Annotated in this window: 23 protein-coding genes; 17 read left to right on the top strand and 6 right to left on the bottom strand. The window is 61.0% G+C overall.

Annotated features, from left to right (window positions below):
* Positions 1–86: 86 nt before the first annotated feature.
* Positions 87–1,565: a protein kinase domain-containing protein gene (locus AB4Y71_RS00115; protein WP_441717102.1), complete on the top strand. Its 1,479-nt coding sequence runs from the start codon at positions 87–89 to the stop codon at positions 1,563–1,565.
* On the opposite strand, the gene AB4Y71_RS00110 is transcribed toward AB4Y71_RS00115, so the two are convergent.
* Both AB4Y71_RS00110 and AB4Y71_RS00105 read right to left on the bottom strand, forming a co-directional pair.
* Entirely contained in the window at positions 1,562–2,848 is a 1,287-nt protein-coding gene (locus tag AB4Y71_RS00110) for a hypothetical protein (RefSeq protein ID WP_441717101.1), read from the bottom strand. The genes AB4Y71_RS00115 and AB4Y71_RS00110 overlap by 4 nt on opposite strands.
* Entirely contained in the window at positions 2,848–4,848 is a 2,001-nt protein-coding gene (locus AB4Y71_RS00105) for a vWA domain-containing protein (protein WP_441717099.1), read from the bottom strand. The genes AB4Y71_RS00110 and AB4Y71_RS00105 overlap by 1 nt, the downstream gene beginning before the upstream one ends.
* Before the next feature lie 48 nt (positions 4,849–4,896).
* On the opposite strand from AB4Y71_RS00105, the gene AB4Y71_RS00100 reads away from it, so the two are divergent.
* Positions 4,897–5,367: a DNA-binding protein gene (locus tag AB4Y71_RS00100; protein WP_441717097.1), complete on the top strand. Its 471-nt coding sequence runs from the start codon at positions 4,897–4,899 to the stop codon at positions 5,365–5,367.
* 10 nt (positions 5,368–5,377) lie between these two features.
* Here AB4Y71_RS00100 and yczE read toward each other — a convergent pair whose 3' ends face one another.
* On the bottom strand, positions 5,378–6,019 hold the full coding sequence (yczE, locus tag AB4Y71_RS00095; RefSeq protein ID WP_134778957.1) for a membrane protein YczE: 642 nt from the start codon (positions 6,017–6,019) through the stop codon (positions 5,378–5,380).
* A 181-nt stretch (positions 6,020–6,200) separates the two neighbouring features.
* Positions 6,201–6,860 (bottom strand): pyroglutamyl-peptidase I family protein, encoded by a 660-nt coding sequence (locus AB4Y71_RS00090; protein WP_441717095.1) that lies wholly within the window; start codon positions 6,858–6,860, stop codon positions 6,201–6,203.
* A gap of 82 nt (positions 6,861–6,942) precedes the next feature.
* Here AB4Y71_RS00090 and AB4Y71_RS00085 point away from each other — a divergent pair, with 82 nt between their 5' ends.
* Together AB4Y71_RS00085 and AB4Y71_RS00080 are read left to right on the top strand one after the other, a co-directional pair.
* Positions 6,943–8,151: a DNA recombination protein RmuC gene (locus AB4Y71_RS00085; RefSeq protein ID WP_441717093.1), complete on the top strand. Its 1,209-nt coding sequence runs from the start codon at positions 6,943–6,945 to the stop codon at positions 8,149–8,151.
* 61 nt (positions 8,152–8,212) lie between these two features.
* Entirely contained in the window at positions 8,213–8,554 is a 342-nt protein-coding gene (locus tag AB4Y71_RS00080; protein ID WP_441717091.1) for a transcription initiation protein, read from the top strand.
* Between the two features lie 58 nt (positions 8,555–8,612).
* On the opposite strand, the gene AB4Y71_RS00075 is transcribed toward AB4Y71_RS00080, so the two are convergent.
* A complete protein-coding gene (locus tag AB4Y71_RS00075) occupies positions 8,613–9,092 on the bottom strand; it encodes an inorganic diphosphatase (protein ID WP_013347472.1) in 480 nt (159 codons plus the stop codon).
* A 97-nt stretch (positions 9,093–9,189) separates the two neighbouring features.
* On the opposite strand from AB4Y71_RS00075, the gene dacB reads away from it, so the two are divergent.
* From dacB to panC, 13 genes are all read left to right on the top strand, one after another.
* The gene (gene dacB, locus AB4Y71_RS00070; protein ID WP_441717089.1) at positions 9,190–10,554 is read left to right on the top strand and encodes a D-alanyl-D-alanine carboxypeptidase/D-alanyl-D-alanine endopeptidase; all 1,365 of its coding nucleotides are present in this window, start codon (positions 9,190–9,192) and stop codon (positions 10,552–10,554) included.
* 18 nt (positions 10,555–10,572) lie between these two features.
* Positions 10,573–11,499, top strand: coding sequence for a zinc-dependent metalloprotease (locus tag AB4Y71_RS00065; protein ID WP_441717087.1), 927 nt, complete (start codon positions 10,573–10,575; stop codon positions 11,497–11,499).
* Positions 11,496–12,422, top strand: coding sequence for a tRNA lysidine(34) synthetase TilS (gene tilS, locus AB4Y71_RS00060; protein ID WP_441717085.1), 927 nt, complete (start codon positions 11,496–11,498; stop codon positions 12,420–12,422). Before AB4Y71_RS00065 ends, tilS begins: the two co-directional genes overlap by 4 nt.
* A gap of 64 nt (positions 12,423–12,486) precedes the next feature.
* Positions 12,487–13,038, top strand: a complete 552-nt coding sequence (gene hpt / locus AB4Y71_RS00055) for a hypoxanthine phosphoribosyltransferase (protein WP_441717083.1) — start codon at positions 12,487–12,489, stop codon at positions 13,036–13,038.
* 107 nt (positions 13,039–13,145) lie between these two features.
* The gene (gene ftsH, locus AB4Y71_RS00050; protein ID WP_441717081.1) at positions 13,146–15,071 is read left to right on the top strand and encodes an ATP-dependent zinc metalloprotease FtsH; all 1,926 of its coding nucleotides are present in this window, start codon (positions 13,146–13,148) and stop codon (positions 15,069–15,071) included.
* 9 nt (positions 15,072–15,080) lie between these two features.
* A complete protein-coding gene (gene folE / locus AB4Y71_RS00045) occupies positions 15,081–15,659 on the top strand; it encodes a GTP cyclohydrolase I FolE (protein WP_013347478.1) in 579 nt (192 codons plus the stop codon).
* Between the two features lie 8 nt (positions 15,660–15,667).
* Positions 15,668–16,570 (top strand): dihydropteroate synthase, encoded by a 903-nt coding sequence (gene folP / locus AB4Y71_RS00040; protein WP_441717079.1) that lies wholly within the window; start codon positions 15,668–15,670, stop codon positions 16,568–16,570.
* Positions 16,557–17,390, top strand: a complete 834-nt coding sequence (gene folK, locus AB4Y71_RS00035) for a 2-amino-4-hydroxy-6-hydroxymethyldihydropteridine diphosphokinase (RefSeq protein ID WP_441717077.1) — start codon at positions 16,557–16,559, stop codon at positions 17,388–17,390. Before folP ends, folK begins: the two co-directional genes overlap by 14 nt.
* Entirely contained in the window at positions 17,387–17,848 is a 462-nt protein-coding gene (locus tag AB4Y71_RS00030) for a DUF3180 domain-containing protein (RefSeq protein WP_013347481.1), read from the top strand. The genes folK and AB4Y71_RS00030 overlap by 4 nt, the downstream gene beginning before the upstream one ends.
* Positions 17,817–18,314, top strand: coding sequence for a PH domain-containing protein (locus AB4Y71_RS00025; RefSeq protein WP_441685597.1), 498 nt, complete (start codon positions 17,817–17,819; stop codon positions 18,312–18,314). Before AB4Y71_RS00030 ends, AB4Y71_RS00025 begins: the two co-directional genes overlap by 32 nt.
* Positions 18,311–19,711 (top strand): PH domain-containing protein, encoded by a 1,401-nt coding sequence (locus AB4Y71_RS00020; protein WP_441717075.1) that lies wholly within the window; start codon positions 18,311–18,313, stop codon positions 19,709–19,711. The genes AB4Y71_RS00025 and AB4Y71_RS00020 overlap by 4 nt, the downstream gene beginning before the upstream one ends.
* Before the next feature lie 2 nt (positions 19,712–19,713).
* Entirely contained in the window at positions 19,714–20,580 is an 867-nt protein-coding gene (locus AB4Y71_RS00015; RefSeq protein ID WP_441717074.1) for a Rossmann-like and DUF2520 domain-containing protein, read from the top strand.
* 4 nt (positions 20,581–20,584) lie between these two features.
* Positions 20,585–21,451 (top strand): pantoate--beta-alanine ligase, encoded by an 867-nt coding sequence (gene panC, locus AB4Y71_RS00010; protein WP_134778947.1) that lies wholly within the window; start codon positions 20,585–20,587, stop codon positions 21,449–21,451.
* On the opposite strand, the gene AB4Y71_RS00005 is transcribed toward panC, so the two are convergent.
* Positions 21,448–22,401, bottom strand: a complete 954-nt coding sequence (locus tag AB4Y71_RS00005; protein ID WP_441717072.1) for an NAD(P)H-dependent flavin oxidoreductase — start codon at positions 22,399–22,401, stop codon at positions 21,448–21,450. The genes panC and AB4Y71_RS00005 overlap by 4 nt on opposite strands.
* Positions 22,402–22,752: the final 351 nt, after the last annotated feature.

Raw genomic sequence — 22,752 nt, 5'->3', positions numbered from 1 at the left:
AGTCCGGGATTGTCTTGCAAATGGCGGAAGTGACGCGGCAGGTGGCAGCCCGATAGGCTGGTACCGGAAACATTGAAGGAGCAGCGATGGCTGGTGAGATCATTGCCGGGCGGTTCGAACTGATCGAGCATATCGCCGGCGGCGGGTCCGGGAGCGTGTGGTTGGCCCGGGACCTGCGGCAAGCGCAGTTGTGCGCGGCAAAGGTCATGCGCCAAAGCTATAGCGGAGAACTCCTGCGCTTCGTGCGCGAACAGGGAGTGAAATTCGACCATCCCCATCTGCTGACCCCCTACGGCTGGGCTGCCGTTGATGACCGCGTGGTGATCGCCAGCGCGCTGATGCGCGGGGGAAACCTGCACACCGCCATGCAGGATTACGGCGCCTTCTCCCAGCATCTGGTTGCCGAAATTTTGGTGCAGCTGCTGGATGGACTGGAACACGTCCACGAATCCGGGTGGATCCACCGCGACGTGAAACCTGCCAATGTGCTGCTCGAATGCACCGGCACCGGCGTGCCAAAGGTCCGCCTGACCGACTTCGGCATCGCAGCGCACCGCGACCAGCCCCGGCTGACCGAGCATGGCATGGTCGTTGGCACGCACGGGTTTCTGGCTCCGGAACTCAACGGAACCCAGGCGCCGGAAGCCAGCCAGGACCTCTATGCGCTCGGCGTGCTGGCAGTGCAGCTGCTTAATCCGCAGCTGCGCGGGGCGGAACTGGCAGAAAAGTGCCGTTCGGCCCATTTCGGGGTGGGTACCACGCTGACCGCAGTGCTCGACGGTTTGCTCGATGAGCGTCCAGAACGCAGAATTGCCGCCGCGCATCGCGCACCGGATGCGTTGTCGGTGTTGCGCAATAAGAGTGGCTACAAGGTAGCCTCCGGGGACGCTTTCGAGGTCTTCGACCAATTTGAGGACATAGTTATTCCGGCGGAAAATTCCGCTCCGGCTACGCCATCTCCTACGGCACCTACACCGCCAACCACCGGTGAACCGCAACAATCCGAGCCGGTGGCCAACGAAACGGTACTGCGCAAAACTCCGCATCCAGCGCTTGCTGAAGAACCAGAGCTTTCGGTTGACAAGGCGTTAGAACCAGAGCGCAAAGCTGAGACTGCGTCTCATGCCAAGGACCGTCCCAAGCTTTCGAAATCCATCTTGCTGCCGCTGGCCGCAGTGGTGCTCGCCGTGCTGCTGGGCGGGCTGTCTCTGTGGCTGGTCTTCGGTTCCTCCAACGATCCGGCGCAGCGTCCGGCTCAGACTGAACAGCTGCGGGAAATAGACAAGTCCAGCGCTCCGGAGGACACGCAGGCCGCCACGAAAGAGGAACCGGCTCAGGAGCCGTCCAAGCAACAGCAGCCTAAAGCAAGCGAAACCGCCAAGGAATCAGAGCCAGCGGAGCAGGATAAGGCACCGGAGGGGATCGATGTACCGATCAGCTCCAATGTGCGAGCTGGTGAAGACTGCGCGGCTTTGGAAGCCGGGCTGGTTGTCACCAGCGCCGACGGCCACAGGCTAACCTGCGAGGCCGACGGCGCCGAGTACTACTGGGTTGCCGATAGCTAGGAATTCTTGCGTCGCAGGAACCACAGGCCGGCAAAGCCCGCTAGTGCTACGGCGGCGCCACCAAGCAATGCGCCGATCTGCGCACTGTCGGGAAGCCAGCTGCCTGAATCATCGGATTGCTCTGGGTCCTGCGAGCCGCCGAACAAGCCAAGCAGTCCATCCCCGGTCTCGGAATCGTCGTCATAAGACGGCTCCCAGGTCTCGGAACCCGTTGGTTCTCCGGTAACTTCAATGGCCAGCTCATAAGCCAAGGGGTTCAACCCGCGCGGTTCATAAGCATCGCCAACGACAGTGATGTAGTAATCACCTGGGTAGCCCAGTGCGTGGTGGCCAGTACCCTCGGCAATGAGGTCACGGGAAACGACGGTTTCCATGCTGCGCGACAGCGAGGCGCCACTGTCATCCCGGCTCAGCGACTGGCCGCTCGGATTGGTCATGATGCCATCATGCAGCAGCGGGCTGAACGTATCCGTGTAGACATCTTGGGCGCTGGCATTGGGAGAATCCAGGACAGTCATGCGGTAATTCAGGCGCTGGCCTTCGGCCACATGGACCTTGTAATACTTGACCTCGAAGGGCAGGGCCGAATCGGAGTACACGGAGCCCGATTCCAATTTCGCGGCATTGGAGAAACCGCTTCCGCCACTCACCTCGGTCGCCTGCGCATTCAAGCTCACGGTGATCGGCGGCTCGGAATCTGGGACAACGCCACTGAGCGTTGTCGGATCAAGCGCAGGTTCGACGACAACCCGGATTTCCATTGGAATTTCCAGATCATCTTGCCATTTTCCCCCGCGTTGCACCGAGAGGTACAGCTCGTCGTTTTGCGAGTCCAGGCACCTTGAATAACCCTCGGCGTCCTTGACGCTGGAATCCAATTGAACCAGCGAGAGGTTCTCCATGCCTTGGCGGCTGGTGTGGGCGCTGCTGGAATTGCAGCTGTCGCCATCTTCTTGCACCAACGCGGCCTTGAGGTCAATGTGCTCATTACTGGTGGGTTGCTGCATTGGATCAATGAGAAGCTGCGTGCTGACATGCAGGCGTTCGCCATCTTGAATCTGTGGCAGCTTGTAGAATATCGAACCATTCTCGCCGGTGGCGGGCAGCATGTCCTGGGACATGCCAGGTTCCAGGACGGGAGCCGAACCCTGGTTCTCGGATCCTTCGACCTGGGTTCCAACCGGAGAGTGGGTAAGGATTGTTGATTCTGGGACGGCGCCAGATGCCGGGACCGCAAGGCCCAAGCACAGGCCGGTGGCCAGCAGGGTCGGGAAGAGTCGCATTACCGGTCTCCTGGAACAGTTGGATCGATCTGGGTGGTTGCTGCTTGGTGGGCTGAGGTGGCTCGATTGCGGAAGAGGAAGCTTCCTGCGCCGAGGAGCAAGGCTGTTCCAAGCAGGCCGCCGGTGAACCAAGGCCACAAGGCACGCTCCCCAGAGGCAGCTTGTGCTGCGGTTGGTTCACTGGATTGCGCTTCCTGGCTTGTTGCCACGTCGCTGGAAGGGGTTGCGGCCGGCGTGCTGGCTGCGGCTGATTCCGATGGAGCTGCCGAGTCGGCTTCCTGGGATTCAGCTGGAGTTTCACTTGATTCGAAAATCGGGGCTGCACCTGCGAAATCCTTCTCGGTGCCGGTGACTTCAACAGCCAGGTCGTAATCGAAGGCAACGCCGCTGCGTTCAGTACCCCAGGTGTCTGAGTAGACCACAACGTAGTAGTCGCCAGCCAGATAGTTGGAACGTCCATACGGGCTGTCGTAGTTGGACTGGTCTACGGCCGTGACCATATTCTGCGTGACGACTTCGTCAGGGGTGAAGGTGTTCAGCCGGGATCCACCAAGTTGCTTCACCTCGTCGCGAACTGCCGAGAACATGGTGACATTTACGGCCTGAACGGCTGAATCCGTATTGTTTCCACCGGTCAGACGAACATTAAGTTTCTGCCCATTGCCGACATGCACCTTGTAGTAGCGAGCCTCGCTGATCATGACCGAGTCGGTGTAGATGTTGCCAGACTCAACGGGGACAGCGTCATTGAAGCTTGAGCCGCCGAATATTTCTTCCGGGGTTCCGGTCAAAGTGACGGACTGCGGCTGATCGGGTGCTTGTACTGGTTCGCCCAGTAGGGTGAGGTCTACGGCTGGCTCCAGCACGTAGCGCAGTTCCACGGCCATCGGCTCGTCTTTGAACAGCTCTCCAGAGCGGGTGACCTTGGCAAAAATTTCACCGGTTCCATCTGCGAAGCAGCCGCTAGTGCGATCCTGCACGAATTCAGGGCTTCGGGTGTACGCGGCCAAGGGCCGGCCCAATTCGCTGCTGTTCGAGATGTAGCTGTCGCCGGTGGAACACTGGGTTCCTTGTCCATTGACCAGCTCGACGGTGATTTTGGTCGGATCGCTGACGGTTTTTTCCTGCCTCTGCTCCGGAATCATGGTTGCGGAGAAATGGGCGAATTCGCCGGGCTTGATGGGGCCGATCTTGTAGTACTTGGTAGTGCCGTCTTTGGAGGTCCAGGACTTGGATTCGCCCTTTTCAAGGCTATCCAGGTACTGGCCGGGGACCATTGCGGGTGCTTCATGCAGTTTAGGTGCGCCTTCAATCGGGGTGCCAGCAGTTGCATATCCCTGGAAGGCGCGCAGCGTGCGGACGGTGAGCTCTTCTTGGAGCGCGTCGGCATTATCAACGGTGACGTAGGTTCCATCGGTGGCATCGGCGATGCACTCCAGTTGTTTGCGAGCCTTGTCGTTGACCTTGAAGCCGATGGTGTGCACGGTTAGATCGATACCCTGGCCGGCAAGGTCCTTGGCTGCTTCGCAAGCTGGCGGCTCGCTGCAGTTTTCCTCGCCATCTGAAACGAGGATGATCGATTTCTCCTCGTCGATGTCCTTCATTTCATTCGCCGCGTGCATCAGGGAAGCACCGATAGGGGTTTCGCCTACAGCTTTGAGCTTATCGATCTTCTTGAGCAAGGCTTTCTTGTCGACTTTTCCCGGCTTTTGCACGGTGGTGATGTCGTCGCATTTCTTGGGAGTTTTCGATCCGTAGACGACCAAGCCCATGGTTGCCTCGTCCGGAGCGTTGTTGATCAGGTGCTTGGCGGCTTTCTTCGCCGCGTCGATACGGCTGGTTCCCTTTGAGTCCGCATCTTCTTCAAGCATGGAGCTGGAATAGTCCATGATGACCATGACTGGCTGGGCGGATTCCTGCTCATCGGCTTGGGCCGAGACCAGTGGTGTAATGACCAGCAGTGCTGCCGTGGCCAGCGTGAGCAATTGGCGGCGTAGCATTGGAGGTTCCTTCCGGAGCGTGTGTTTGCATTTGCAAATATAGCGCAAATGTTTGCAAATGCAAACAGTCGTGCCAAAATGAATTTCATGGACAGTTCTATCGAGCAGCAACGGGCGCTCTACGGCATGCCTTTGGCGGAGCGTTTCGGCTATGTAATGGATAAATATGCTTTATCCCAGCGGTCGCTGGCCGCAGTCCTTGGCCTCTCTGCCCCGATGCTGTCCCAGTTGATCAGCGGAAAACGCATCAAAATCGGCAATCCAGCGGTGATCGGCCGGCTGATGATACTTGAAGCGCACGCCGATGATGTTGATCTGGAATCCGTGCTGGAAAAGGTGAGCCAGTTGGATTCCGCCACGGCAACGCAGAATGCGCCGGAAGCAGCGGAATTCAGGGTTGCAGCCGACTACCTCGCAGCAATGGCAAGCGTCGAAACCTTGCGTGAATTGGCGCAAGTGGCGACTGCGCGCGGTGAACAGCGCTTGGCTGGCCTGCTCCATAAGGCCGCAGGGTTCTAGCCTGAAGACCCTAGGCTCGCTGGGTTGATGGCAGGGTCACGATCGTGTACTTGAAGAAGAACTGCGTGGCCGGTCCAATCAGCAGCGCATAAGCCACGGTGCCCACGCCTACCGGCCCGCCCAGCAGCCAGCCGATGGCCAGCACGGACAGCTCGATGACCGTGCGGATCAGACGGATGGATTTCCCGGTGCGCAGGTGCAATCCGGTCATCAGCCCATCGCGCGGACCAGGCCCGAAATGGCAGCCGATATACAGTGCTCCGCCCAGTCCGTTGATGATGATCGCGCCGAGCAGTACGGCGATCTGCCAGCCAAGTCCATGGACATCTGGGATGGCCCACAAGAAGAAATCCAGTCCCAGTCCAATGACCAGCACATTGGCGATAGTTCCCAGGCCCGGCCACTGCTTCAGTGGAATCCACGCGAGCAGGACCGCGAAACCGACCAGGATCACGATGGTTCCCAGCGACAGCGGAATATGGTTGGCAAGACCCAGGTGCAGCACATCCCAGGGGTCCACGCCGAGCTGGGCGCGGATCAAAAGCGCCATAGCCAGTGCGAACAGCAGCAGGCCAATGAATAGATTGGTTAAGCGCAGCGAAAGTCTTCCGGCGCGCAGTTGCTCGAATGGGGTGAGGTTGTACAGGGTCATGATGATTCCAAGGCTATCTGTGAGCCGCGCGGCCGCGGGAATTGCGCTTGGATTTCTTTGTCACATTACTAGTCCCAGTCCAGCCATTGAGCGGGTATGCCTGAAGCGACCAAGACAAAGGTGCCGATAAATAGCACACCTACGATGATCGAGAAGAAGATGAGCCATCGGGTCGGGTTGTTCACTGGTGCTCATCTCCATTGTTCTCCGAACCGGTTTCATGTTGGTTCGAACAGGCACCCCGTATTGCCGCTTCCAAGACCCGTGGCAGCTGTCCGACTTCTAGCGTGGAACGCTTACGTGCGCCGGGATCGGTTTCAGCGCCGACGGTAGCCTCGACACTGTGAGGACGAAGTGCGGGCACATGGATGAACAGCGAGGGGACTAGCTGGCGGTATGCCAGATAGGCCACGTGATTGCAGACGAATCGTCCGGCATCTGTGGAGAGTTCGGCTTTGAATCCCTCATTCAGCATCATTTTCACTGCGGCCGCAGGATTCAATGACGCTTCCAGGACATCTGGACCTCGAGGGTCGATGGCCGCAGCGCGCGGCTGATCCCCATCGTTGTCCTGGATGCGGGCATCATCAAGGTTCGCACCTCGGGCTTCCGGAGTGATCGCATCGCGGCCACCGGCTTCTCCGACGCAAATCACAGCATCAGGTCGATGTTCTGCCAGCAGGTGGTCCAGTTCTTGGGCGGATCGCTTGAAAGACACCGGAAGGATCGCGGTAGTGATTCGATGATTGGATATTTGCCCTGGCAGCTGGCTGACGGCCTCCTGGCTGGCGTTGAATGAGTCTTTGCCGAAGGGCTCGAAGCCGGTGACCAGAATATGCATGGTTCCATTATGTCCCCAAACTGTCGGTGCCCGCTGGTAGACCTTTGGTGTCGGTGCAATCCAAGATTTTGGTGGGAGTCACATGGTTATCGCAGTATTGGTCCTTGTCATCTTAAATATTCTCGCAACGGTATGCATTGCATTACTGCTGATCCGCCGGACTGCGGGCAGCGATGAGGCGCAGATTTCCGAAGCTGTTCGCTCCGCCAACGCGGAACTGCGCCAAGAGTTGGGAATCCAGCGCACCGAGCTGCGCCAGAGCATGGGGGAGGTCCGCACCGATATCGACTCCAAGCTCACTGCGATGGCCGAATCCAATGCCAACCGCCATCTGCAGGTCCAGGCGTTGCTCCAGCAGGAAATGGACAAGCTGCGTTCCGGCAACGAGGCCAAGCTGGAGAAGATGCGCGAGACCGTGGACGAGAAATTGCAGGGCACTTTGGAGAAGCGCCTGGGCGAATCATTCGAGCTGGTCAGCAAACGGCTGGAAATGGTCCAGCAAGGTCTGGGCGAGATGCAGTCGCTGGCCCAGGACGTCGGTGGGCTCAAGCGCGTGCTCACCAATGTGAAAAGCCGCGGATCCTGGGGAGAAGTGCAGCTCTCACGCCAGCTGGAAGACATCCTCACCGCGGAGCAGTATGAACAGAATGTCACCGTGGTGCCCGGCAGCCGCGAGAGCGTGGAATTCGCAGTGATCCTGCCCGGACGCGAAGCCGGGACCATCTACCTGCCCATCGATTCCAAGCTGCCGCAAGAAGACTATGAACGGCTGCTCGATGCCCAGGAATCCGGGGAGAAAACCGCCATCGATGCGGCGGCCAAGGCCCTGGATCGGGCAATTATCGAGCAGGCCAAGCTGATTTCCAGCAAATACATCGCCCCGCCATACAGCACCGATTTCGCAATCATGTACCTGCCCACCGAAGGGCTCTTCGCAGAAGTCGTGCGCAGCCCGGGGCTAGCCAGCAAGCTGCAGACCGAGCACCGGGTCTTGGTTACCGGGCCGACAACCCTGATGAGCCTGCTCAATTCCCTGCAGATGGGCTTCCGCACGCTGGCCATCGAAAAGCGCAGCAGCGAAGTGTGGCAGGTGCTTTCTGCGGCCAAGGAAGAGTTCCGCAAATACGGGGATGTCTGGGACAAGCTGGGCAAGCAGCTGGCCACCGCGCAGAACACCGTTCGCGAAGCCGGAACGCGCACCCGGGCGGTGGAGCGAAAGCTGAAGGACGTTCAAACCCTGGAAGTTTCGACGCAGGAAGACGTACTGACCGGGTTGCTTCCCGAAGCCTAGAAACGAGCGCCGCGCAGGACTACGCTTGGCGCAGCAAGCGGCGTCATCCAAAGGAGCAGCCATGTCCAAGTACCTCATCTCTTTCCCCAGCCCGGCCATGAAATTTCCGGAAAGCGACCTGAAAGCCGTTGCGCACGCAGCCCATGAAGTTCTGCGTGAAGCCAAAGCGGCAGGGGTCTGGATTTTCGGCGGCGGCATTGACGAAAGCATCGCTCCGGTCATGGTGGAATCAGACGGCACGCTCCGTGAGGGCACCTATCCGCAGACCGCGCATATCGAGGGCGGGTACGCGGTACTCGAACTGGCCAGCTATGAGCAGGCGGTTGCCTGGGCCGCGAAGTTTGCGGCAGCCTGCCGCTGCGCCCAAGAAGTCCGGGTCTTCCAGGGCGACCCCGAAAATTAAAGCAATGGCGGCGACCCCGTTTCCGGGGTCGCCGCCATTTTCAGCTTAAGCCTAGTGGCTAGGCCTTGAAACGCTCGATGGAGCGAGCCAGCTCAGCTTCGGCAGCCTCGCGGCCTTCCCAGCCTTCAGCCTTGACCCACTTGCCCGGTTCCAGGTCCTTGTAGCGGGTGAAGAAGTGCTCGATCTCCTTGATCAACCATTCGTCGATGTCTTCAAGTTCCTTGATGTGGTCAAAGCGCTTGTCGGCAGGAACGCACAGCAGCTTGGCATCGCCACCGCCATCATCGGTCATGTTGAATACGCCGATTGGGCGAGCTTCGACAACAACACCTGGGATCAGGTCAACACCTGGGATGTAAACCATGGCGTCCAATGGATCGCCATCTTCGCCCAAGGTATCGTCGAAGTAGCCGTAGTGGGTTGGGTACTGCATCGAGGTGAACAGCACGCGATCCAGGCGCAGGCGGTGGGTCTCGTGGTCGATCTCGTACTTGACGCGCGATCCGGTAGGGATCTCGATGGTAACGTCGTGGCTCATGAAAAGCACACTCCTAAACTAGTCTTAGGGATATCCGATAATAAGGGTATCGCCCCATTGCGCCTGATGGATAAAACTTCGAGAGGAATGTAACCATATGAACACTGCCGCCCGACGCGCGATTACGTTGGGGGTGGCGATTGTTGCCATGGTTGCAGTCATCGTCGCGATGTTGCTGGCCCCGCGATTCTTCACCGGAGAGCCGGAAGCTTCCTACATTCCGGCAAGCGCCCAGCTGGCCGAAGCGTCCCCAGCCGCTGTGCAGGATCTGGATCCCAACGCGGCACAGCCAGACCCTGCGGTGCTCACCGCATCTTTGGATGCCATCCTGGCTGACAAGCCTGATAAGACATCGTTCAACGCCCAGGTGGTGGACGTGGCCACCGGCAACGTCCTGTATGACAGGAACTCCGAAATAAATGGCACCCCGGCCTCCAGCCTGAAGGTTGTCACCGCCATTGCCGCCCTGGATGCCCTCGGCGGAGATACCCAGCTGTCAACCAGCGTGCTGCTCGACGGCGGCACCCTGGTCTTGCGTGGCGGGGGAGATGTGCTGCTGGGTGACGGCGAATCCGACCCAACGCACCCCAAGGGCTATGCTGGATTGGCCACCCTGGCCAAGCAGACCGCCGACGAACTCGACAAGCGAGGCATCGAAGAGGTCGAGCTGTGGCTGGATGATTCCCTGTTCGGCGACGCCCGCAACAACCCGGCCTGGGACAAGTCGCTGTTCACCTCCAACAACATTGGCGAGGTCTACCCGATCGCGCACTACGCCGGGCGCGCCGGTGAAAGCACCAGCACCGCCTACCAGTCAGATGCCGCCCAGCAAGTGCGCAAGGTCTTCGTCAAAGTCCTGGCCGAACGGGTGAACGTCACTGAAGGCGGCCGCGGCCCCTACGCCGGCGGGCAGCAAATCACCGAAGTGAAATCGGCTCCGCTGCGCGATGTCATCAAGCATATGCTGCTGGTCTCGGATAACTACATCGCCGAAACCATGGGCAGGCTGGTTGCCTTGAACCGCCAAATGCCTGCCGAGCAGGCCGGAGCAGCCGTAGCGGCTGTTGCCCAGGAGCATGGAGCCTCGGTCCTGGCGCTTTTCGATACCAGCGGACTGGCGGCCAAGAACAAGATTTCCCCGGCATCGCTGACCGCAGTACTGCGTTCGGCGGCCACCAGCAAGAAGCCGGAACTGCGCGAAGTGGTCTATTCGCTGCCGGTCGCCGGCTACAACGGCACCCTGATGAACCGTTTGGGCGGCTCCGAGACCCTGGGCCTGGTCAGGGCCAAGACCGGTTCGCTGACCGGGGTGGCCACGCTGACCGGCATGACCATGACCGAAGATGGCAGGCTGCTGGCCTTCTCCATTTTTGCCAACCAACCCAACGGAACACTCGCACCTCACAAGCCCACCATTGACTCTGCTGTCACCGCCATCCGCGGCTGTGGCTGCCGGGCCTAGAAGCCGCAGGAGAAGCAAATGAACCAATTCGTCGATTGGAAGCTGGCGGCCAAGGCCGCAAAAACCCTGATGCCTGCCGGGCCGAAAATCCAGTCCCAGGATGCTGCCCGGATCGTGGAAGAACTGCGCATTGCCGCCGGCGAAGGACTGGTGGAAGCCGAGAAGGTTTCCAAGCTCTCCTCCTCCGCGCCGTCGCAGACCCTGGTGGTGGATCGTGCCGGCTGGGCCAAGGCGGTCAGCCAGAATTTCAGCGCGATGCTCCCCGCAGTACGCCAGGAGGTTCCCGGGGCAGTGCCGCTGATTGCCGGCGCTGAACTGGGCGCAGTGCTCTCGGTGCTCGGCACCCGGGTGCTAGGCCAGTTCGACCCGTTCGTTGGACCGCGCCTGTTGCTCAACGCCCCGACCATCACGCAGATCCGCGGGGAACTGAACGTCAACGCCCGCGACTTCTACCTGTGGATCGCCACCCATGAGCAGACCCACCGATTGCAATTCGAGCACGCGCCATGGATCCCGGAGGTCATGAAGCAGACCCTGGCCGAGGCCTTCGAGCCGCTGGCCGGGAACACCAGCTCCATGCGCGATCTGGGCGAGCGCCTCAAATCCATGAAGTCCGAAGTCAGTGAACTGACCAGCATCATGTCCGTGCTGGAGGGCCACGCCATGGTGGTGATGAACGATGTCACCTCGATTCGCAGCATCAAGACCATCCGCCGCCGCTTCGAAGCCCGCGGTGAAAACCGTTCGGCGCTGGCGATCCTGCTGGGCAAGGTGCTGGGCCTGGATGCCAAGGCGCTGCAGTACAAGCGTGGAGCCAAGTTCGTGCGGCACATTGTCGACGAGATCGGCTACGAAGGCTTCAACGAAATCTTCACCGCCCGCGAAATGTTCCCCTCGGCCGACGAGCTCGATCACCCAGAACGCTGGCTGGCGCGCACCCGATGACCCACGCCCTGCACGTTGCCCGTGCCGCCATCAGCGCCAGCAGCGCACCGGGGCTGAACCTGATCGGGGTCTCCGGCGGTGCCGACTCGCTGGCCTTGGCCATTGCCGCCGCTACGCTGCCCGGCCGCTTCGGTGCTGTGATCGTGGACCACTCGCTGCAGGCAGGCAGTGCCCAGGCAGCGCAGCGCGCTGGGCAGCAGTGCCGCGAATTGGGCTTGAACCCGGTGCTGATCAGCGAAGTCGAGACCTCGCCCGACGAGGCCTCGGCACGCGACGCCAGATACCAGGCGTTTGACCAGGCCCTGGCCCAGTTCGATGCGGATACCTTGATGCTCGCCCATACCCGTGATGACCAGGCCGAGCAGGTGCTGCTGGGACTAGTGCGCGGATCCGGAACCCGGTCGCTGGCCGGAATGCCGGCCCGGCGCGGAGCCTACCGGCGTCCGCTGCTTGAACTTTCCCGGGCGCAAACCGAAGAAATTTGCAGGCACGCCGGAATCGAGTACTGGGATGATCCAAGCAATGCGGATACCGGGTACAAGCGCAATTTGATCCGCCATCGCATTCTTCCCTTCCTGGAACAGGAACTTGGCACGCACCTTCGGCAGGCTTTGGCGCGCACCGCCAACCTGGCTGCCGCCGATGCGCAGGCCCTTGACCATTGGGCCCAGAAAGCCAAGGATGAGCACGGTCTCCAGCTCCCGGAATTACGCAAGCTCCCGGTGGCGGTCAGCTCGCGAGTATTACGCCTGGGCGCCATGGAAGCGGGTGCGAAAAATGTGGGCCATGAGCGAACGGCCGCGCTGTGCGCGCTGGCTGGAATCGGCCAACCCATGTCCAAATCTGCTGGTCCGGTGCAGCTGGACGGCGCGATCAGCGCCCACAGGCGAAGATCGGTGATCGTTTTCACCACAACCGGCTAAACAACCTTCCGCTAAATGTGGCACTCTAGGTAAGTACCACACCTCTAGAATCAGGAGAATTCTCGTGGATTCCAATGCAGTCAAAGCTGATCTCACGCATGTTCTGTACACCAAGGAAGAAATCCAGGCCCGCGTGGAAGAACTCGCCGCGCAGATCGACAAGGATTACGAGGGCCGCGACATCCTCGTCGTAGGTGTGCTCAAGGGCGCGGTGATGATCATGGCTGACCTGGTCCGTGCGCTGGACTCCCACCTGACCATGGACTGGATGGCAGTGTCCTCCTACGGTTCGGGTACCCAGTCCTCCGGTGTGGTGCGCATCCTCAAGGACCTGGACTCGGATCTGATGGGCAAGCACGTGCTGATCGTCGAGGACATCATCGATTCGGGCCTGACCCYGTCGTGGCTCAAGTCCAACCTCGAATCCCGCGGCCCGGCATCGGTGGAAATCTGCGCCCTGCTGCGCAAGCCGGAGGCCGCCAAGGTGGAAATCGACGTGAAGTACGTCGGCATGGACATCCCGAACGAATTCGTCGTGGGCTACGGCCTGGACTACGCCGAAAAGTATCGCAACCTCGACTGCGTGGCCACCTTGGCCCCGCACATTTATCAGTAGGGAACTTTTCTCGCCACTAGGGCGTTGAGAAATATCGAAGGTGGCGTGACCCGGACGCCAGAGCAGTGCGTGAGGGGGATGCGCCAGGCGCGGGGCCTGGCGGATCAATGAAAACGAAGAAGCTTTTTAACAGCTGGATCATTTGGGTCCTGGTCGGCGTTGTCGCCGTAGTGTTGTTCCTGCCCATGGTCTTTGGCAATAATTCGGCCAAGGTGGACACCTCTGTGGGTCTGCACCAGCTGACCAGCGGCAATGTCACCGAAGCGAAGATGTTCGACGGTGACCAGCGAGTTGACCTGAAGCTGCGCGACGCCTTGAAGGTGGACGGCGTGGACAAGGGCACCTCGGTGAGCTTCTACTACTCCACCGCACGTGCCGAGCAGGTCGTTGACGAAATCAACAAGGCCAACCTGGGCAAGTTCACCGACCAGCCGGTAGAGAGCAATTGGCTGTTGTCGATGCTCGGAGTGATCATCCCGTTCCTGCTGATCGCAGGCATCTTCTGGTTCATCCTCGCCCGCTCCCAGGGCGGCGGCTCCAAGGTCATGCAGTTCGGCAAGTCAAAGGCCAAGCTGATCACCAAGGACATGCCGCAGGTGACCTTCAAGGATGTCGCCGGCGCCGATGAAGCCGTGGAAGAACTCCACGAAATCAAGGCATTCCTGCAGGAGCCTGCCAAGTTCCAAGCCGTCGGAGCGAAGATCCCCAAGGGCGTGCTGCTCTACGGTCCTCCGGGTACCGGCAAGACCCTGCTCGCCAAGGCTGTCGCCGGCGAAGCCCAGGTGCCGTTCTACTCGATCTCCGGTTCTGACTTCGTCGAGATGTTCGTCGGCGTGGGCGCTTCGCGCGTGCGCGACCTGTTCGAACAGGCCAAGACCAACTCCCCAGCCATCATCTTCGTTGACGAGATCGACGCCGTAGGCCGCCATCGCGGTGCCGGCATCGGCGGCGGCAACGATGAGCGTGAGCAGACCCTGAACCAGCTGCTGGTTGAAATGGACGGCTTCGACGCCACCACCAACGTCATCCTGATCGCCGCGACCAACCGTCCGGACGTACTGGACCCGGCGCTGCTGCGTCCGGGCCGCTTCGACCGCCAGATCCCGGTGGAGGCACCGGATCTGAAGGGCCGCGAGCAGATCCTGCAGGTCCACGTCAAGGGCAAGCCGATGGATGCCACCGTGGATCTGAACGCCGTTGCGAAGAAGACCCCGGGCTACACCGGTGCCGATCTGGCCAACGTGCTCAACGAAGCCGCGCTGCTCACCGCCCGCTCCAACGCCAACCTGATTGACGACCGCGCACTGGATGAGGCCATTGACCGCGTCATGGCCGGCCCGCAGAAGCGCACCCGCCTGATGGACGAGCATGAGCGCAAGGTCACCGCCTACCACGAAGGCGGCCACGCACTGGTCGCCGCGGCGATGAACCAGACCGCACCGGTCACCAAGATCACCATCCTGCCGCGCGGCCGCGCGCTGGGCTACACCATGGTGGTTCCCGAGTCCGACAAGTACTCGGTGACCCGCAATGAGCTGCTGGACCAGATGGCCTACGCCATGGGCGGCCGCGTGGCCGAGGAGATCGTCTTCCATGATCCTTCCACCGGAGCCTCGAACGACATCGAGAAGGCGACTTCCACCGCTCGCAAGATGGTCACCGAATACGGCATGAGCGAAAAGATCGGTGCCGTGCGCCTGGCCGGCTCGGCCGCCGAACAGGGCATGGGCACTGCTAGCCGCGACTTCTCCGACGAAATGGCCCACCTGGTGGACCAGGAGGTGCGCGAGCTGATCGAGCAGGCGCACAATGACGCCTACCAGGCGCTGACCGCCAACCGCCATGTGCTCGACCGCCTGGCCCTGGCCTTGCTGGAGCGCGAGACGCTGAACCAGAAGGAAATCGCCGAGATCTTCTCGGATCTGGTCAAGCGCGAGAAGCGTGAAGTCTGGTTGAGCAATGAGGCCCGCCCGGTGCACACCGAGGGTCCGATATTAAGCCCCAAGGAGCGCGCAGCTTCCTCGACCGACTAGGATCGTAGCGTGAGTGAACTACAAGAGATTGATCAGCCGCGGATCGCGGCAGCCGTGCGCGAGATCCTGGAGGCCATTGGCGAAGATCCGGACCGCGACGGCCTGGTAGACACCCCGAAACGGGTAGCCAAGGCCTACGCGGAGTTCTTCGCCGGCCTGCACCAGGACGCGGCAGACCACCTGGCCACCACCTTCGACATCGAGCACGATGAGATGGTGCTGGTCAAGGACATCCCGTTCTACTCGACCTGCGAGCATCACCTGGTGCCGTTCTACGGTTCGGCGCATATCGGCTACATCCCGGGCAAGGGCGGCAAGGTCACTGGCCTGTCCAAGCTGGCCCGGCTGGTTGAGGTGTACGCCCGCCGTCCGCAGGTCCAAGAACGCCTGACCACTCAGATCGTCGACGCCCTGGTGGAGCACCTGAGCCCCTCCGGTGCCATTGTCGTCGTTGAATGCGAGCACATGTGCATGTCCATGCGCGGGGTACGCAAGCCCGGCGCGAAGACCGTGACCAGCGCGGTGCGCGGGCAGTTGCGTGAAACTGCCACCCGCGCCGAAGCCATGAGCCTGATCCTCGGAAAGTAGGAACCCCCATGTCGCTTGGAGCGATCCCGGGCACCGGCCCGAACACCAGCCCCTTGCCAGTAATCCGCAAGTCCAGCAAGAAGACCTTGGCAGACCTGCCCACCGGGCGCACCTTGGTCATGGGCATCTTGAACGTCACCGAGGACTCCTTCTCCGATGGCGGGAAGTACCTGTCCACCGATGCCGCGATCGACCAGGGGCTGAAGCTGCTGTACTCCGGCGCGGACATCATCGATGTGGGCGGGGAATCCACCCGTCCCGGTGCAAGGGACGTGGATCCGGCACTGGAAAGCGAACGCATCCTGCCGGTCATCGAAACGCTGGCCAAGGCCGGTGCGGTGATCTCCGTGGACACCATGCACGTGTCGACCGCGCGGGCGGCCATCGAAGCCGGCGCGCACATCATCAACGACGTCTCGGGCCTGACCTATGAAGAGGGCATGCCGGAGCTGATCGCAGAGACCGGTGTTCCCTACGTCCTGATGCACCGCCGCGGCACCGCACAGAACATGGTGTCCGAAGCGAACTACACCGACGTCGTCGCCGAGGTAGTCCAGGAACTGCGCCAGCTGCGCGATGAATTCGTCGCCAAGGGCGTGACACCCGAGCAGATCATCATCGACCCGGGACTGGGCTTTGCCAAGGATGCGCAGCACAACTGGGCATTGCTGGCCAACCTTTCGGCCATCGAGGAGCTGGGCCACCGCGTTCTGATCGGCACTAGCCGCAAGCGCTTCCTGGGCGAGCTGCTGGCCGAGGGCTCCAAGAGCCGCGAACCGCTGGCCCGCGATGCGGCCACCGCAGCGACTACCGCGCTGGGCGCCCGTGACAAGGTCTGGGCAGTGCGCGTGCACGATGTGGTGGGCAGCCGCGACGCCATTGAAGTCGTGCAGGCTTATGGATCGCATTAGCGTCTGCGGAATTTCGGCCACCGGCTACCATGGCGTATTCGACCATGAGAAACGCGATGGCCAGAAATTCATCATCGACGTGGTGCTGCATGTGGATATTTCACGTGCAGCAGCCAGCGACAACGTCCTTGACACCGTGCACTATGGCGAAGTCAGCGAACTGGTAGTCCAGCAGATCCAGGCAGGTCCGTGGGATCTGATCGAGAAGCTGGGCAGTGAAATCGCCGAGGCGATCCTCGCAGCCTACCCGAGCGTTTACACCATTGACGTCGTGGTGCATAAGCCGCATGCACCCATCCCGGTACCGTTCACCGATGTCACCATTTCGCTGACCCGGCACCAGAAGCAGCACACCGCGATCATCGCGTTGGGCGCCAACTTGGGCGATCCGCAGGCCACCTTGGCCGCCGCGGTGCAGGAGCTGGGCGCCGATGTCGAGCTGCTCAAGGTTTCCCCGCTGGCCATCACCAAGCCGGTGGGCGGCCCTCCGGAACAGCCGGACTACACCAACCAGGTAGTCCAGGTGCGCACCGGGTTGAGCCCGCATGAACTGCTGGATCTGTGCCAGAGCATCGAAGCCAAGCACCACCGCACCCGCGAAGTGCGCTGGGAGGCGCGCACCCTGGATCTGGATCTGATCGCCTACGACCATCTGCGCATGGACGATGAGCGACTGACCCTGCCTCATCCGCGCGCCGCGATTCGCGGATTCGTCCTGGCTCCGTGGAGCTGGATGGATCCGGACGCCGTGCTCGATGGCCAATTGGTTTCCCGGCTGGCCGCTGAAGCCGCCGACACGAAGGACATCATCCGGCTATGACCAAGCTGAAGCTGCGCTGGTTGCTGTGGTGCGCGGTCCTCGGGGCCCTGGCCGGCTGGATTGCGCTGCGCCTGCTCACCGCGGCAGGCAAGTACGCGCCAGTTCTGGACTACTCTGCCCTGTACTCGTTGGGTGCAGTCTGCGCAGTGATCCTCTTCTTGGGGATTCGCGTCAAGCGTTCCAGCCAGGGCAAGTCGGACTTCGAGCCGATTGCCGCGGCCCGTACCCTGGTACTGGCCCAAGCCTCGGCCTATGCTGGTGCGGTGATCGCCGGGTGGCATGTTCCGGCCATCATCACCCTATGGCTGGCAAACGGGCTGACCCCCACACTGACCCGTGGACTGGTGTTGACCGGAGCCGGGATTCTTATGGTGGTTATCGGGTATATTGTTCAGCATTTGTGCAAACTACCGCCGGAGGATACTGATGGCAACAGCGATTCCGTGGTCACCGAGTAATTTCACCCCTGCTCATCCGAACTATGTGAAGGTCAAGCTGACCACTTGGGCCATCACCTGGGCGCTGGTGCTGCTTGCCTCTCTGGTGCCGCTGCTGATGGCTGTGCTGGATTTGATCCACCCGCTATGGGTCACGCTGATTCCGGTGGCGCTCGTGCTGGCTCTTGCGCTGCTTCGGCTGCGCATCATCCGCCGGCAGGTGCGGGCTCTGGGCTATCTGGAACGCGAAGAGGACTTCATCGTGCGCTCAGGAGTGCTGTGGCGCAAGCAGGTTGTCATCCCCTACGGCCGCATGCAGTATGTCGAGGTCAACAGCGGACCGCTGGAGCGCCGCTACGGGCTGTGCAGGCTGACGCTGAATACCGCCGGCAGTGCTGCTACCGCCCACGTTTTCGGACTGCCCGAGGCTGAGGGCCAGGCATTGCGTGAACGCCTGGTGGCTGCGGGCGAAGAGAAAATGCTATGAGCCAGCCCGAAGAAGCGGCTGCTGCTGCTGAGACCGGCGAATCCTGGCAGCGTGTGCACCCGGCCAGCCCTTTTGTCCATGGCTGGCTGGCCGTGGTCGGCCTGGCCTACATCTACTGGCAGAACACTGACGATCTGTCATGGTCTGAGCGTTTCACCGGAGACCGGCTGATCTGGACCGTGGCAGGTGCAACCATCGCGCTTCTCGTGGTGCTCATCTTCTATTTCCTTTCGTGGTACTTCACCCGCTACAAGCTCACCGGCACGCATGTGTACGTTAATGCGGGGATGCTTTTCCGCAGCCAGAAGCAGGCACGGATCGACAAGGTGCAGGGCATCGACATCGCCCAGCCGCTGGTGGCGAGACTGCTGGGCCTTGCAGAACTGCGATTCGACGTTGCAGATTCTTCCGAATCGGTGCTCAAGCTGGCATTCCTGCGCAAGGCCGAAGCGCACCAACTGCGCGTGGTCATCCTGGAACGCGCCCACGGCGCAGAGCCCGCGGCCGTGCAAGAACCGGCATCAGAGATCGCTGCCGCGTCAAGTGCCGCAGTAGGGCTGGCTCCAGCAGTACAGCCGCCGCTGATGGCCAAGGTCCCGGCGGGACGGCTGCTGGCCTCCTTGTTCTTGCAGCTGCCGGTCATCATCGGCATGCTTGCCTGCCTGGCGATGCTGATTATGTGGATCAGCGGGGTGGATGGAATTGTCGCCGGCCTGATTCCCGCCGTTTTGACCTTCGGCAGCTGGTTCTACAAGCAGCTGAACCAAGGGTGGAACTTCACCGCCAGCGCCTCGGATACCGGGATGCGCATCAGCTACGGGCTGGCGGACACGCGCCAGCACTCCATCCCCGCCGGACGCGTCCAGGCCATCTCGGTGACGGCTCCCTTCTTCTGGCGCATGCTCGGCTGGTACAAGGTGGAAGTCAATGTCCTTGGCACCAAGAGCGATGACATGGACAACCTCCAAGTGCTGCCGGTCGGGGACTTCGAAGCAGTCACCCGAATCATGGGCATCTTGCTGCCCCAGCTGGGCATCGAAAACCAGCGTGAGGTACTGGCCACTGCGGTCAGTACCGGATATGAGCATGGCTTCATCGGATCCCCCCAGCGGGCGAAGCCGCTCTCACCCGGAGCCTGGAAGCACCAGGGGTTCCTGGCCACCGATACGACGGTGATTTCCCGCTACGGCTGGCTCGCGCGCCAGGCCAGCTTCGTGCCGCATAATCGCGTGCAGGGCATGAGCTGGGTGCAGGGTCCATGGGAGCAACGACGTAAACTAGCCGGGGTCCGCCTGCACTGCGCTGGCGGAAGTGTCATCGGTTACCTGCATCAGCTCGATGCGGATGTCGCCGCAGGATTTACCCGGGCGCAAGCGCAGCGCCTGGTCGAAAGGTAGAAGTGGACGCACCACGTTTGGGAATCGGGATCATCTCCGCTGGCAAGGTCGGCACCGTGCTCGGCGCGGCGCTGGCAGCCAGCGGTCACCGGATTACCGGGATCCATGCAGTTTCCGAAGACTCGCGCGACCGCGCCGACGCGTTGCTGCCGGAAGTGGAGTTGCTCGACCCGCCAGAAATCCTGCGCCGCAGCGAACTGGTGATCTTCGCAGTCCCCGATGACGTGCTTGGCGAACTTGTCGCAGGGTTGGCCGAGGCCGGGCATATTGCCCCGGGCCAGCTGATTGCGCACACCGCCGGACGGTACGGCACCTCGATTCTGCAGCCGGCCATGGATGCCGGAGCTTTCGGTCTGGCCATTCACCCTGCCATGACGTTCACCGGCATGAGCATGGACCTGCAGCGCCTGACCGATTGTGTCTTTGCCGTCACCGCAGATGAAGCGATCCTTCCGGTGGCACAGGCCCTGGTCGTTGAGATGCGTGGTGAACCGGTGGTCATCGCCGAAGCAGACCGCGTCAGCTATCACGCGGCACTGGCCCATGCGGCCAACCATCTGAACACCATTACCGCGCAATCGGCCGACATCCTGCGTCGAATCGGCGTGGAAGATCCATCGAACACGTTGCGCGCCTTGATGTACGCGAGCCTGGACAATGCGTTGCGCTCCGGTGCCGGAGCCTTGACCGGGCCGGTAGCCCGAGGGGACAGCGGCACCGTAACCGCGCACCTGCAGGCACTGTCGCATGATCCGGCAGAGACCAATCATTCCTACCGGAGCCTGTCGCGCGCCACCGCGTTGCGGGCGGCCGCACGTGGCCTGATCTCGCAGCGCACGCTTGAAGAGCTGTTGCGAGTTCTAGAATAGAAGGGTGAAAACCCCGAAGATTGCCAAGACCCGTGCCGAACTCAAGGCTGCTATTGCAGAAGCCAACCCGGGATCACTGGGCTTTGTGCCCACCATGGGTGCCCTGCACAGCGGCCATGGTTCCCTGTTCAAGGCAGCCCGTGAAGAGAATGAAGTTGTAGTTATTTCCGTGTTCGTCAATGAACTGCAGTTCAACGACGCCACGGACTACGCGAACTACCCGCGCCAGCTCGAGGCAGATGTGCAGCTGGCCGCCGAGGCCGGGGTGGATATTGTTTTCGCTCCGGAAGCCGAAGAGATCTACCACGCCGGCCTGCCCCTGGTACGGCTTAATTCTGGTGCATTGGGCGATATGTATGAAGGAGCCTCACGACCGGGGCACTTCGATGGCATGCTGGCAGTCGTAGCCAAGCTGCTGCACCTGGCCGATCCGCGCCAGGGCCAGTACCGTGCCTACTTCGGGCAGAAGGATGCCCAGCAGCTGGCATTGATCCGCCGCATGGTCGCTGACCTTGATTATCCGGTGCAGTTGCGTTCGGTGCCGATCGTGCGCAGCGAGAAGGGGCTGGCTCTCTCCAGCCGCAACGCGTTGCTCAGCGAGGAGGAGAAGGAAGCAGCTCTGGTGCTGCACCGCTCGATCCAGCTCATTGCCGGCCGTGCCGCACGCAACGAACCCCTGTATATCGAAGACGCCATCGGCATGTACCAAATGGCTCCGCTGGTGGAACTGGACTACTTCGTCGTGGTCAATCCCGACACCTTGCAGGAACTAGCCTTCAACTGCCAGGACACCCCATTTACCGGCGAAGGCCTGATCCTGGTCGCGGCGAAGGTTGGCAAGGTCCGCCTGATCGACAACCAGCCGATCTAGGCGAACCGCGACGCGGCATCTGCAAGAACCTTGCGGAATCCGGCAAGCTCGGCCATCACTTCGGCCGCGCTCTGCACGGAGTCGATGAACTGCACTGCCTCACCGGCATAGACCGGAGACATGGAAGTCCGTGCTTCGGCACGGGCTTCCTGCATTTCCAAGCGAAGCTGCTCATCTGGTGCCCATGTTGAGAGGTCCGCGTGGGTGTCGCTGAATTCGTTGCGCAGTGCCCGGCCGCCGAACTCCGGAGCCCAAGGCAGCTGCTGTGCGACATCGAAGGCGCGGGTATAGGTCGTGTCATCCAAGCCGGCCTGCTGTACCGCGTCCTTCACATTCTTGTGACCGGTTGCTTCGCTGGCTGCTAGGAATCGGGTTCCGACCCAAGCCGCGGAGGCCCCAGCGGCGAGAACGGCCGCCACTCCGCGGGCGGTGCCGATACCACCGGCGGCAATCACAGGTTTCTGCTGCTGTGCGGTGGCCAGCTGCAGCAGTGGCAATGTTCCTGCTTCATTACGGCCATGGCCTCCACCTTCGCCGCCTCGGGCAATGATGATGTCGATGTCATCAGCCATTGCTCGTTCCAGATCTGCCGCATGGCCTACTTGCATCGCAGTTAGAACGCCAGCCTCATGTGCCAGCGCTGCAGCTCGGCTGACGTCGCCGAAGCTCAGGGTGACCAAGGAAGGGCCGAAATCTAAGAAGGCTTCGAGTGGATACAGATCAGCTTCCAGCGCCCAGGCCATGAAACCGACACCCCACGGAGTGCTCAGGGATGCCACGTGCTGAACTTGCTGTTCGATCCACTCTGTCTTGGGTGCTGCCGGCGATCCAATCATGCCTACACCGCCAGCTTGGGAAACGGCGGCCGCCAAGGCACCACCAGCAGCACCGGCCATCGAGGCATTGAAGATGGGTTCGCGGTATCCAAGGAGTCTTTGCAGGTCGCTCATGTGCCCAGACTAGAACAACGAAGTGAATGTGACCTAGAGCTCGGCCCCTCAATTTGTGCGTATGGAAAAACGTGTGTATAGTTTTTATCTGTTGCCGGAACGGAAACAACACGGAATCTACCGATTGTTTACCCGGCAGCCAATCACTTTTCACTGAAGGTTTCCAGCCGATTTTGATCGGGTTACGGATTCTGGTAAGTTGGAAAAGTTGCTCCGGAGCGAAGCAGCCATCGAAGGTCTGGTGGTTGTGGTGTCGAGAGTGTTTGTTGTTTGAGAACTCAATAGTGTGCCAAGTTTGTTGATACCGAATATTTATTTTATTTGGTGAATACATATTATTTGCTTGAGGCA

It is taken from the genome of Glutamicibacter sp. MCAF14 (assembly GCF_052114325.1).
GTDB lineage: Bacteria > Actinomycetota > Actinomycetes > Actinomycetales > Micrococcaceae > Glutamicibacter > Glutamicibacter arilaitensis.
Note: the sequence above shows the minus strand (reverse complement) of the source record. Positions and strands in the feature narration are given on the sequence as shown.

Bases quoted from the DNA above. Each gene is read 5' to 3' on its own strand.
- AB4Y71_RS00115 (WP_441717102.1), top strand. From the start codon at position 87: ATGGCTGGTGAGATCATTGCCGGGCGGTTCGAACTGATCGAGCATATC.
- AB4Y71_RS00110 (WP_441717101.1), bottom strand. From the start codon at position 2,848: ATGCGACTCTTCCCGACCCTGCTGGCCACCGGCCTGTGCTTGGGCCTT.
- AB4Y71_RS00105 (WP_441717099.1), bottom strand. From the start codon at position 4,848: ATGCTACGCCGCCAATTGCTCACGCTGGCCACGGCAGCACTGCTGGTC.
- AB4Y71_RS00100 (WP_441717097.1), top strand. From the start codon at position 4,897: ATGTTTGCAAATGCAAACAGTCGTGCCAAAATGAATTTCATGGACAGT.
- yczE (WP_134778957.1), bottom strand. From the start codon at position 6,019: ATGACCCTGTACAACCTCACCCCATTCGAGCAACTGCGCGCCGGAAGA.
- AB4Y71_RS00090 (WP_441717095.1), bottom strand. From the start codon at position 6,860: ATGCATATTCTGGTCACCGGCTTCGAGCCCTTCGGCAAAGACTCATTC.
- AB4Y71_RS00085 (WP_441717093.1), top strand. From the start codon at position 6,943: ATGGTTATCGCAGTATTGGTCCTTGTCATCTTAAATATTCTCGCAACG.
- AB4Y71_RS00080 (WP_441717091.1), top strand. From the start codon at position 8,213: ATGTCCAAGTACCTCATCTCTTTCCCCAGCCCGGCCATGAAATTTCCG.
- AB4Y71_RS00075 (WP_013347472.1), bottom strand. From the start codon at position 9,092: ATGAGCCACGACGTTACCATCGAGATCCCTACCGGATCGCGCGTCAAG.
- dacB (WP_441717089.1), top strand. From the start codon at position 9,190: ATGAACACTGCCGCCCGACGCGCGATTACGTTGGGGGTGGCGATTGTT.
- AB4Y71_RS00065 (WP_441717087.1), top strand. From the start codon at position 10,573: ATGAACCAATTCGTCGATTGGAAGCTGGCGGCCAAGGCCGCAAAAACC.
- tilS (WP_441717085.1), top strand. From the start codon at position 11,496: ATGACCCACGCCCTGCACGTTGCCCGTGCCGCCATCAGCGCCAGCAGC.
- ftsH (WP_441717081.1), top strand. From the start codon at position 13,146: ATGAAAACGAAGAAGCTTTTTAACAGCTGGATCATTTGGGTCCTGGTC.
- folP (WP_441717079.1), top strand. From the start codon at position 15,668: ATGTCGCTTGGAGCGATCCCGGGCACCGGCCCGAACACCAGCCCCTTG.
- folK (WP_441717077.1), top strand. From the start codon at position 16,557: ATGGATCGCATTAGCGTCTGCGGAATTTCGGCCACCGGCTACCATGGC.
- AB4Y71_RS00030 (WP_013347481.1), top strand. From the start codon at position 17,387: ATGACCAAGCTGAAGCTGCGCTGGTTGCTGTGGTGCGCGGTCCTCGGG.
- AB4Y71_RS00025 (WP_441685597.1), top strand. From the start codon at position 17,817: ATGGCAACAGCGATTCCGTGGTCACCGAGTAATTTCACCCCTGCTCAT.
- AB4Y71_RS00020 (WP_441717075.1), top strand. From the start codon at position 18,311: ATGAGCCAGCCCGAAGAAGCGGCTGCTGCTGCTGAGACCGGCGAATCC.
- AB4Y71_RS00005 (WP_441717072.1), bottom strand. From the start codon at position 22,401: ATGAGCGACCTGCAAAGACTCCTTGGATACCGCGAACCCATCTTCAAT.